This window comes from candidate division KSB1 bacterium (genome assembly GCA_022562085.1).
GTDB lineage: Bacteria > Zhuqueibacterota > Zhuqueibacteria > Oceanimicrobiales > Oceanimicrobiaceae > Oceanimicrobium.
This window is the reverse complement of record JADFPY010000137.1, coordinates 1-10833: the sequence shown is the minus strand read 5'-3', so window position 1 is coordinate 10833 and position 10833 is coordinate 1. Positions and strand designations below refer to the sequence as shown.

Annotated in this window: 14 protein-coding genes; 11 read left to right on the top strand and 3 right to left on the bottom strand. The window is 47.8% G+C overall.

The window, feature by feature from the left end:
- The 10 genes from IH879_12370 to gatB all read left to right on the top strand — a co-directional run.
- Positions 1-302 (top strand): nuclear transport factor 2 family protein (locus IH879_12370; protein ID MCH7675733.1); only part of this gene is annotated, 302 nt, incomplete at its 5' end.
- Positions 302-991, top strand: coding sequence for an arylesterase (locus IH879_12365; protein MCH7675732.1), 690 nt, complete (start codon positions 302-304; stop codon positions 989-991). The genes IH879_12370 and IH879_12365, both read left to right, overlap by 1 nt.
- Before the next feature lie 308 nt (positions 992-1299).
- Positions 1300-1494, top strand: coding sequence for a hypothetical protein (locus IH879_12360; protein MCH7675731.1), 195 nt, complete (start codon positions 1300-1302; stop codon positions 1492-1494).
- A gap of 129 nt (positions 1495-1623) precedes the next feature.
- On the top strand, positions 1624-1869 hold the full coding sequence (gene purS / locus IH879_12355) for a phosphoribosylformylglycinamidine synthase subunit PurS (GenBank protein MCH7675730.1): 246 nt from the start codon (positions 1624-1626) through the stop codon (positions 1867-1869).
- Between the two features lie 139 nt (positions 1870-2008).
- A complete protein-coding gene (purQ, locus tag IH879_12350; GenBank protein ID MCH7675729.1) occupies positions 2009-2707 on the top strand; it encodes a phosphoribosylformylglycinamidine synthase subunit PurQ in 699 nt (232 codons plus the stop codon).
- Between the two features lie 48 nt (positions 2708-2755).
- On the top strand, positions 2756-3016 hold the full coding sequence (locus IH879_12345; GenBank protein ID MCH7675728.1) for a DUF4321 domain-containing protein: 261 nt from the start codon (positions 2756-2758) through the stop codon (positions 3014-3016).
- 24 nt (positions 3017-3040) lie between these two features.
- On the top strand, positions 3041-3268 hold the full coding sequence (tatA, locus tag IH879_12340; GenBank protein ID MCH7675727.1) for a twin-arginine translocase TatA/TatE family subunit: 228 nt from the start codon (positions 3041-3043) through the stop codon (positions 3266-3268).
- Positions 3269-3333: 65 nt separating this feature from the next.
- Complete coding sequence (gene tatA, locus IH879_12335) at positions 3334-3516, top strand: twin-arginine translocase TatA/TatE family subunit (protein ID MCH7675726.1); 183 nt, start codon at positions 3334-3336, stop codon at positions 3514-3516.
- Between the two features lie 34 nt (positions 3517-3550).
- The gene (gene gatA / locus IH879_12330; GenBank protein ID MCH7675725.1) at positions 3551-4963 is read left to right on the top strand and encodes an Asp-tRNA(Asn)/Glu-tRNA(Gln) amidotransferase subunit GatA; all 1413 of its coding nucleotides are present in this window, start codon (positions 3551-3553) and stop codon (positions 4961-4963) included.
- A gap of 8 nt (positions 4964-4971) precedes the next feature.
- Positions 4972-6423: an Asp-tRNA(Asn)/Glu-tRNA(Gln) amidotransferase subunit GatB gene (gene gatB, locus IH879_12325; GenBank protein MCH7675724.1), complete on the top strand. Its 1452-nt coding sequence runs from the start codon at positions 4972-4974 to the stop codon at positions 6421-6423.
- Positions 6424-6645: 222 nt separating this feature from the next.
- Here the strand turns inward: gatB and IH879_12320 are convergent, their stop codons facing one another.
- The 3 genes from IH879_12320 to IH879_12310 form a co-directional block, all read right to left on the bottom strand.
- Positions 6646-8166 (bottom strand): DEAD/DEAH box helicase, encoded by a 1521-nt coding sequence (locus tag IH879_12320; protein ID MCH7675723.1) that lies wholly within the window; start codon positions 8164-8166, stop codon positions 6646-6648.
- Between the two features lie 1052 nt (positions 8167-9218).
- Positions 9219-9554 carry a hypothetical protein gene (locus IH879_12315; protein ID MCH7675722.1) on the bottom strand — a complete coding sequence of 112 codons (336 nt, stop codon included), beginning with the start codon at positions 9552-9554 and terminating at the stop codon, positions 9219-9221.
- 508 nt (positions 9555-10062) lie between these two features.
- Complete coding sequence (locus IH879_12310; protein MCH7675721.1) at positions 10063-10353, bottom strand: insulinase family protein; 291 nt, start codon at positions 10351-10353, stop codon at positions 10063-10065.
- Between the two features lie 9 nt (positions 10354-10362).
- Between IH879_12310 and IH879_12305 the strand changes: the two genes are divergently transcribed.
- Positions 10363-10833: hypothetical protein (locus IH879_12305; GenBank protein MCH7675720.1), on the top strand; the 471-nt coding region annotated here is incomplete at its 3' end.

Genomic DNA, 10833 nt, shown 5'->3' with positions numbered 1-10833 from the left:
GCGACGTCGAACGCCTGCGGCGGATCTTTCACCCGCAATGCTGGCTGTTCGGAGAGAGCCGCGGCGAAAGCCACGAATTTCCCCTGTCCGGCTTTCTCGATCAAATCGCAAGCGTGCCGGTCCCCAAGGCCGAGGGCGAGCCCTTCGACATGCGCCTCGTCTCTATCGACCGCACCGGCTCCGTCGCAATGGCGAAGGTCGAGGTCCGCTATCAGGGCCGCCGGTACACCGATTACCTAACGCTCCAGAAGGCCGCCGTGGGCTGGAGCATCGTCGGCAAGGCCTTCTTCAGCCTGGACTGATGAGCCAGCCGCCAGTGCCGGCCATCGCCATCCCGCGCGTTCTCGCGCGATCTCTCCTGCTGTTGCTCGCGGCGCTCCCGGGCCTGCTGTTGCTCGCGGCGCTCCCGGGCCTACTGTTGCTGGCGGCCTGCGATTCCGGGCCGCCCAGGCTCGCCAAGCTGCCGGCGGATGGCGTGGTGCTGGCCTTCGGCGACAGCCTCACCCACGGCACCGGCGCGCGCGCCGAGGCGAGCTATCCGGCGGTGCTCCAGGAACTCATCGGGCGCCGGGTGGTGCGCGCCGGGGTGCCGGGCGAGGTCACCGCCGAGGGCCTGGCGCGCCTGCCCGGCGTGCTGCGGGACAGCGCGCCGGACCTGCTGGTCCTGATCCACGGCGGCAACGACCTGCTGCAGCGGCGGGCCCGGGAGGACACCGTGGCCAACCTGCGCGCCATGGTGCGCCTGGCCCGGGAGCGCGGCGTGGCGGTGGTGCTCCTGGGCGTGCCCAACCTGGGCCTGATCCTGGGCCGCAGCGCCGGGTTCTACGAAGAGCTCGCCGAGGAGCTGGAAGTCCCCTACGACGGCGAGACCCTGCCCGCCATCCTCAAGCAACCCAACCTCAAGAGCGACGCCATCCACCCCAACGCCCAAGGCTACCGCAAGCTCGCCGAGGCGGTGGCGGAACTGCTGCGCAGGAGCGGAGCGATTTGAGGGGGCAAACCTGTGAACGGAGTTGGGACAGAACGCCGTATTCTGTCTGAGGAGCCCTTTCCCGCAAGGCCAGATAAAACCGCGCCAATTTCGGCTTTCAGTACAGGCGCATACGTTCCAGACGGTCGTCGTGAGGACCGCCCGTCTGAACAACCGGGCGTCCCAATAGCAAGGGAAACCAAAAATTGTCACCGATGGTTGACCGAGCAGGTCGCTACTAATACCTTGAGGTAGCATGATGAAGCTTCCGCACAGCGGCTTACCTAGAATTCGTTAGATCAGAAATTGGGCCGCCGGACGAGTAACCTATGACCGCTGACGACGTAATCGAGCCGTCCGAAGAACGCCCTAGCGGCGATCTCGCCGTAATTGGGGAGCGGGAAGGCACGGAGGTAAGCCTCCAACTCCTTCAAGACGTTTATCACGAAATCACGGGAAGGGAAGAGGAACTCAATCTTGATTATTATGATGCTGCTTGCGATTGCCTCTGTTGTTATTTTTAGACAAAAAGCGACTTTTCCGATAGCGATGGGTTTTGTTTTGTTTTTTTGGATTCGCTCATTGGTACACCACCACGAAGAGGAAGAAGATGAAGAATTGCTCGACGTATCTATTCCGGATTGAATGCGATGATGACTGCTAAAGTTCATATTATGTTAAAGAAAGGTATTCTTGACCCCCAGGGCAAGACGATTCATCACGCACTGGAAAATTTAGGCATTGATCAAATCGAAGAAGTCCGAATGGGGAAATTGATTCAGTTGCAGCTCGGAGACGTTCCTGAGGAGGAAGCAGAAAACATCGCCAGGCAGGCCTGTACAAAACTTTTGGCTAATCCCGTAATTGAGGATTTCAGAATCGAATTAGTTAATGATTGACCGAAAAGTGGCAAAACTAAACTGTTGCATTCCAAAATACAATATGTTTGTGCTAATAAACAGTGCTTTGTGTTCGTTGGAGTGCGGTGCTTCAGCATCGCAGAGCACTTTTCGGTCAACCACTATTTAATGAAAAAGAATGAAATTTGGCGTCATTATCTTCCCGGGTTCGAATTGTGACCACGACTGCTATTATGCTTTAAAGGGCGTCTTTGAGCAGCATGTGAGTTTTATCTGGCATAAAGAAGAGGATGTGAGCCAGTACGACGTTATCTTGCTTCCCGGGGGATTTTCTTACGGTGACTACCTGCGCACCGGCGCTGTTGCTCGTTTCTCGCCTGTCATGAAAGCGGTCGTCGATTTTGCGAATCTGGGAGGCATTGTCTTTGGTATTTGTAACGGATTTCAGATTTTGTGCGAAGCAGGGCTGCTGCCGGGCGCTTTAATGCGCAACCAGAGTTTACGTTTTGTCTGTAAACATGTCCATCTTCGCGTTGAAAACCCAAATACCATTTTTACCAATAACTGTGAGAAAAGTGAGATTTTAAATATTCCGATTGCTCATGCTGAGGGTTTATATTTTGCAGATGAAAAGACTCTTGGCGAGTTGAACCGAAATAATCAAGTAATCGTTAGATATTGTGAACCCAATGGTGATATTTCTCTGGAAGCAAATCCGAACGGTTCCTTGGAGAACATTGCAGGAATAATGAATCGTAACGGAAACGTCATGGGAATGATGCCACACCCCGACCGTAGCGCTGAAGAAATACTGAACTCGGACGATGGTGCGAAAATTTTCCGATCGATAATCGGACAAACTTTAGAAGCAGCTTAAGATTGGGTAACTCTGGCGGTTTAATCATGACGCAGAAAGGGGAAACCAATGGCTAAAAAACCAATTGGACAGATTGTCTTGGTGATTATTCTGGGCGCTATGGTCGGGACCCTGTTGGGAGAACTTATCGGTCTCTTGCTGCCGGGAGGCGTAGCAAGAGAATTCTTTTTAAGGACAGCTTCGTTTGGGCTCGGCCCCGGAACTTTAGATGTCAAATTGTTTAGTTTGACTGCTGGTTTTACAATTAGCTTTAACATTGTTGGACTTTTAGGAATTGGCGTAGCCCTTTATTTATTAAGGTGGTATTAATTCAAACGTTGGAGGTGTTTTTTTATGGGCTCGATCGGGATGCCAGAACTTATCATAATTTTTTTAGTGATTCTTTTGCTTTTTGGTTCCAAACGCCTACCTGAACTTGCCAAGGGGTTGGGAAAGGGAATGCGCGAATTCAAAAAAGCGACCCGCGAATTGCGAGACGAGCTGGATATAAGCGAAATCGAACAGGATTTTAAAAAAGATATGAATCAAATAGATAATGTGCAAAGATCAAAAAAAAAATAAATATAGTATGAAGCGTTTGCACACAATCCACTCAATTAATTCTGTCAACAATTAGGAGTTAAATAATGTCTCCAGGACCATGGGAAATACTGATCGTCTTTTTTATAATTGTGCTCTTGTTTGGCGCAAAGAAATTACCGGATTTGGCCAAAGGGTTAGGTAAAAGTTTAAAAGAGTTTAAACAAGCCACAAAAGAACCGGAAATTGAAGAAGAAAAGCCCCAGGTTGAATCGGGTAATAAAGAATAGATATTTGGGTTCGGAGGGGTTTTGGGGCCACGGAATTTCTTTTAGTGATATAAAAAAGGAATTAACTCGAGGTAAATGGACCTATGAACAGTTGGTCCAACATTACCTTAATAAAATAAATGAAGGCAGTCATCTGAATGCCTTCATTTCTGTTTTAAGGGAAAGGACTTTAATAAAAGCCAAGGCGATTGATGAAAAAAGAGCAAGTCATAAGATTGGAAAACTGGCTGGTCTTGTCATCGCCCTAAAAGACAATCTCGCTGTAAAAGGCGAGAAACTTACCTGCGCTTCTCATATTCTGGAAAATTTCATTTCACCTTATGACGCCACGGTGGTTCACAAATTGGCGGCCGAAGATGCGATTATTATCGGCAAAACCAACATGGATGAGTTTGCCATGGGAAGCTCCAATGAAAACTCCTATTTCGGGTCGGCAAAAAACCCCGCAGATCCCGGCAGGGTTCCCGGCGGCTCTTCAGGTGGATCCTGTGTGGCAGTAGCGGCAGACATGGCTACGGCGGCGCTTGGCTCGGATACCGGCGGTTCTATTCGCCAGCCGGCTGCTTTCTGTGGTGTCGTCGGATTGAAGCCGACCTATGGCAGAGTTTCTCGTTTTGGGTTAGTGGCTTTTGCCTCTTCGTTGGACCAAATTGGGCCCATTTCGAAAACAGTCGAAGATGCCGCTCTTCTATTAGAAGTGATCTCCGGTCATGATGAGAGAGATGCGACTTCTGCACCTGTACCCGTTCCTGAGTTTTCAAAAATATTCCGAAAGGACGTTGAGGGATTAAAAATCGGTTTACCTAAAGAATATTTTGCCCGGGGTTTAGACGCCGAAGTTCGAAAGTCGATTGAAAAAACCATTGGTTTGCTGAAAGAAAGCGGTGCTGCTTTTTTAGATGTAGAATTACCCCACACCGACTACGCGATTGCAACGTATTACGTTCTGGCAAACGCTGAGGCCTCCTCAAATCTCGCCCGATTCGATGGCGTTAGATACGGCTTTCGGGCTAATGAGGCAATGAATTTGCAGGAAATGTACATGCAAACTCGAAGTCAGGGCTTTGGGGAAGAAGTCAAGCGCAGAATTATGCTGGGAACATATGTGCTGTCGGCCGGTTATTTTGAGGCTTACTACCAAAAAGCCCAGAAAGTACGAACTTTGATTAAACAGGATTTTGAGCGTGCTTTTCAAAAGTGTGATTGCTTGCTCACCCCAACTGCACCTACGACCGCATTTAAGTTAGGAGAAAAACTGGATAACCCGCTGACTATGTATCTGTCCGATATTTATACAGTCTCTGTTAATTTAGCAGGGTTGCCGGCTATTTCGGTACCCTGTGGCTTCGATTCAAGCAATTTACCTATAGGTGTCCAGGTCATCGGGAAACATTTTGATGAAGAGATGGTGCTGCGGGTTGGAGATTTTATTGAAAAGAATCTTTAGTTCAAAAAATGAAATACGAACCTGTCATCGGGCTTGAAGTCCACGCCCAACTTTTAACCAAATCGAAAATATTTTGCCGCTGTAGTACGACTTTTGGCGCAGATCCGAATTCCCAAACCTGCCCGATTTGCCTGGGGATGCCTGGAGTGCTGCCTGTTTTGAATAAGCTCGCCGTAGAATTTGCAATAAAAATAGCACTCGCCACCGAATGCCGGATTGCAGAAAACTCAATTTTCGCCCGCAAGAATTATTTTTATCCCGATCTGCCAAAGGGATACCAAATCTCACAGTACGAAGAACCCTTGTGTGAGGACGGCCACGTTGAAATAGAAATCGACGGCAAGATAAAAATGATTGGGATTACCCGCATTCATCTTGAAGAGGATGCCGGCAAGTCAATTCATGCAGAAGCATTTGTGGGGGAAAACGAGACCCTGGTTGATGTCAATCGCTGCGGCACACCATTGATTGAAATCGTTGGCGAAGCCGATATACGTTCGCCCAAAGCAGCCTATCTCTATTTGCGCCGGCTGCGGCAAATCGTGCAATATTTGGAAATTTGTGACGGCAACATGGAAGAGGGCAGTCTCCGCTGTGACGCCAACGTCTCCGTGCGACCGCTTGGAGCGCAGGAATTTGGTGTGAAAACCGAGTTAAAAAATATGAACTCATTCCGTGGTGTTGAAAAAGCCCTTGAGTTCGAAATTGAGCGGCAAATCCGGACCTTGGAAAAAGGCGGTAAAGTAGTTCAGCAGACACTTTTGTGGGACGCCAACAAGAATGAAGCCATCCCCATGCGAGGCAAGGAGTTTGCACATGATTACCGCTACTTTCCGGAGCCAGACCTCGTGCCTTTGCAAATAAAATCAGACTGGATTGAAAAAATTCGCCAATCATTGCCGGAATTGCCAAGTGTCAGAAGAAATCGGTTGGTTGAGCAGTACGAGCTTCCTCAATACGATGCAGATATTTTAACCGATTCAAAAGCAATAGCCGACTATTTTGAAGAAACCGCCTTATTCTCCGGAGATGCTAAAGCCGCCAGCAATTGGATAATGGGGGAGGTTTTGAGAGTCTTAAAGGAAGCTCAAGCTGATATTAAAGATTTAAAGATCAAACCGGCTGATTTGGCAACCCTGATTAAACTCATAAAAGATGGAACGATCAGTGGTAAAATTGCCAAATTCGTTTTTGACGAAATGCACACGAGCGGTAAAAAACCTGATGAGATAATTAAAGAAAAAGGGTTGGTACAAATTTCAGATTCTGCTGAACTGGAGAAACACGTGCTCTCAGTGATAGGTGAGAATCCGGACGAAGTCAAGAAATTTTTAACAGGACACGAGCAGGTTTTAGGGTTTCTGGTAGGTCAAATCATGAAATCGACCCGCGGCAAGGCCAACCCTGAATTAGTAAACGAGATTTTACGAAAAGAATTGCAGAAGTTAAAGTCTGTATAGTTTTTCCGCATTTGATTGCAAGAGTCTCACTGCTTTTTTTTCACAAGTGTTCTGAACTCCAACTCCAATAATTATTTAAGGTTCTTCTGAGAAAGAGTGGTTTATCGAAGTCGCGCATAAAAAAATTATGCCGCGAAGAGGAGCGAGGCTGCACCAGCTGACAAAAAATTTGCCGAATGCGCCGGGCAACCCTGGAAAGATTTTGGTAGGATGGAAGACAAATCAATCGGATCGCGGTTTGCGGCGTTGGCGACCACGATTTCTCCGGCGCCGGGTGTGGTCGGGTTCTTTCGATTTTATTTCTGTTGATTGAATTTCCAGGGGTGGCACGACCGGAGCATGCAGTTGTTGTTGATAATAATCATCCAGAAGCATGGTGATGATCGCCGACTCATCCTCATTTTCCGTAAGCGACCTGGCGAGTTGCAAAAACCTGAGACTGCGTTCCGACTGCAGTTTATCGCGTTCCCGAAGTCTCGCCTCCAGTAGCGCAGTCAGCCTTTGGGTGACAATTTTTGCGACGTCGGAGTCCGCCGGTAAGGGCCACTCCTGTAAATCGATGTCGTATGTACTTGCAATACGGTTCAGTAGCCTCTGTTCAGTTCGATTCACCAGGGTGATGGCGACGCCGCGTGCGCCGGCACGCCCGGTTCTACCCGAGCGGTGAATGTAAACCTCCACATCTTCGGACGGTTCATATTGAATAACATGGGAGAGTTCAGGAATATCAATGCCGCGGCCCGCCACATCAGTGGCTACCAGAAAGCGAAGTGTGCCCTTGCGCAGACGCTGCAAAACCCGCTCCCGGTCTTTTTGCGACAGGTTGGCGCTCAAGCCGTCGGCATCATAGCCAAAGCGCTGCAGCACGATGGTTACAAATTCCACGTTGGCTTTGGTGTTGCAAAAAATAATCGCAGACGCCGGGTTTTCCACTTCGATGATGCGTACCAGGCTGCGGTCCTTATCCATGCCCGGAACCGTATAAAAAATATGCTGTGTCTCCGCAACATGAATCTGTTCGCTGCTAAGATTGAGAAATTCGGGTTCACGGGTAAACTGCTCCGCGACGCGCATCACAAAAGACGGAAAGGTCGCTGAAAACATGCAGGTGTGAATTTTGTGTTTCGGTAGATGAGTCTGGAGCTTCTTCATATCAGGATAAAATCCCATGGACAACATACGGTCCGCTTCATCAAAAATCAGCATTTTTAAATGCTTAAAATTCATAGTACGCCTGAGCAGGTGGTCCAGAATGCGCCCGGGCGTTCCAACGATAATCTGGACGCCTTTTTTCAGCGCCTCCATCTGTTTGCCGTACCCTACGCCGCCATAAACGGCCGTAGAGGACAAGCCATTTTCACCGAATAAAATTTTGGCTTCCTCCCAGACCTGCGAAGCAAGCTCGCGGGTCGGCACCAGGACCAACGCCTGGCAGACGTCGTGGTCCGCATCAAGCTGCTCCAGCATGGGCAGAAGAAAAGCCCCGGTCTTGCCGCTGCCCGTGCGCGCCTGAATCATCATGTCCTGATTTTTCAATAAATACGGAATCGACTGTGCCTGAACCGGAGTCAGTATTGTCCATTTCAGGCGGCCCGCCGCTTCACGTAATTTTGAAGGTAATTGCTCGAGCGTTATCTCGGGCGGCGTCCCTCGTTGCTCCTCATTGTCGCTTTTTTCTGAATCTATCACTCGAACCTCATTTTCTATTATTTGGCATCTGCAATAAAAGTTTCGGCACTGAATCCATTCTGATTAGAACCTAAATTGAGCGATTGGCTTTTTGGCAATTAGCTTTTAGCTAATAAAATCAATTAACCGGCATTATTCATAAACTTTCGCCACGAAGACACTAAGTCAGAAAGAAATAAAAAGATAAAGAAATTATAATTAAGACTCAATTTTTGTATGATTGATTATGAAATCAAAAGCCAAAGGCCAACAGCTAATGGCCAACGCTTTTTTTGGTAGAAATCAAAGCCAAAGTCTTTCACACAGTGAGCAAGGTACAAAATATGTTAGGCATAAGAAAGGAATATATGAGTTTTCATGTGAGCACTAGGAAGGAGGTGTCCGTAATCAAATGTACGGTGATGGGCTGAGCACGCGGGCTGCAAATCCCCTTCGAGCACGAATTAGACGCTGAGTTCGCCTGCTTTTTGGAGCATAGCGGTAAATGTCAGGTGCAACGATTTTTAGACAATCATTGCTTTAATTGTCCATTAGGCTCTTGATACAAATAGCATATTCCTAAAAAGCCTCAATATTTTTGGCTTGATATCTTCATCTTACCTCTCTCTGGTCTAATATATTGAAACTCTGAAGAAATTATTTTGACTTCAGTTTGTGGCCAGTCGTTTCGATGCACATAGCTATCGAATTTTCCAATTCCTGTCCTTAAGAAATAGACTCCCGAAGTTATTGGCAAAGCGATAAGGATGATTCTTCTTATTATCCTTTTCCTCAAAATCGTTTACCTCTGCAAATGCATGATTGCGGGCAAAGCCAATCAAGCTTTTATAAGCCTCTTTTCGCTCGCCGACAAATTAACTGCGCTCGCAAGAAATTTGTAACCCACCTGCCGATTCACCAGGTAATCCCTTGCGGGAACCAATTATTGTGTGGATTGCATCCGGAGTACCACCAATTCAACCTGTTTAGTGTTCCGTCGGGGATTATACGAATGCTAAGCAAGGGGTAAATCCCCGACGAGCAATTGTAATTCATACGTATCAGTTAAACTTACAAACTTTGTCGATGTTTGGCGCTAAGCGTCTAACTTTAATTCCCAGACCACTTTAAAATGCATAATTAACGATGATTATCCCAGCTATCCCACCCGATATGGATGATCCAAGCACTACAAAGGGCGCATCCTTTGATTTGAACCCACCTTTGGCTAAAAAGATGACCAGTCCAAAACTAAAACCATAAAGTAAACCGTAGCCCGTTCCGGCCATCCATGAACTTCCGGCATTAAGGGATAATCCGGTTATCAAAGCGACTAAAATGCTTCTCAATGTCGAGGCAATCATGATTTCGATTTTGTATGGCTCTTTGGGTTCAAAGAAGATACTCCCCCCGACGAGGAGTCCGAGCCCCAGTCCAGTCAATAATACAATTAAAAGATTCATTTTACTTACCTCCAAATGTGGCGATGTGCAAGCTAGTTTTCCTTAGATTAATGATTTATGCATTAATGCTCCAAGTTACAAGAAATTTATTTGCCCCATACAGAAATCAGATTACTTTCGGGATCTTTAAATGTCGCAAAGCGACCCTCGTCATCGTCTGAAGTTTTGTATCGGTTTGATACCTTGAGCTTTTACCATTTTGAGATAATCCGTCAAAGTCATTCACGCGAAATACTATAGCAAAATTACTTTTATAGTTGGTATTTTTGTCTTGTCGATTAATGCCAAAATGCAGGCCATAGATAACCATAGGGCGAAAAAAAAGTCCAAAACCAGCTGTCAGTCTATGCAGCCAAGTCAACCTTGCCCTATCAGGAAGACGACCGGAATTCTTGGTTTCAACCGTGGATAAGATAAGCAGCCGGATCGAAAGCACCAGATAGATTAACACATGTGGAATTTCAAAACAGATATGACAAGTCTCAGGATAGGCACATCAGCCGTTCCACTACTCTCCGCATAGCTCATCGCTAATCTCCAAGGCGGTTTTATTTTTGGTCCCTTCATCCAACATATCTACAGCCAGGCTTCCGGTTCCGGGTTTGCCAAATTGATCGGCAGCGTAACCGGCATCAACAAGCAAATTAAAGTTGACCATAGGTACGGAATGACGTTCCGCCAAAACAATCTTTAGACCATTGGATAGGGTGGCTCGTTGGAGCTCGGGAAACTTGGCGGTTGGTGGAGTGCCAAGTTTAGGTAACCCGTTGCGATCCGGAGCGTCTGACTTTGCTGGCAACCCAGGAGGATGCTGTGCTTTTCTTACGGCGAATTCGCCAGGTTGTCGGGGCACACCTGGCGCGGGAGGAACGGTTTGGCCGTCCGCAGGCAATATGGTTTGTCGGAAGTCCGGTTCTATGGCCAGGGGCGTCTTTTGCAGGTCATGTCAACTATCAAAGCAATTTCGGATGGTCTGGAGGATGCGGCGCTGAAGCTTTCGCAAGAGGCAGTAACAACGGCCGAAACGCTGTCGCAGGCTCTGCGGGACGGGTTGAAAAAGAGACGCCATTTTCAGGCAGAGAAGATCAGTTTGCGGGAAGAGCGGGTGAATATCATCAAGCAGTTCCGCCGGCTGCGCACCAAAATTTATGCTTTTCTCATGGAAAGTATGCCAAATGGCAGCCGCGATGAGCGATTGATCGATTTTGGCTTCCGGCACTCCAGCATGCGCAGAAACCCGCGCCCAACAGAAGCGGTCACCGTTGTCACGGAAGCCGGG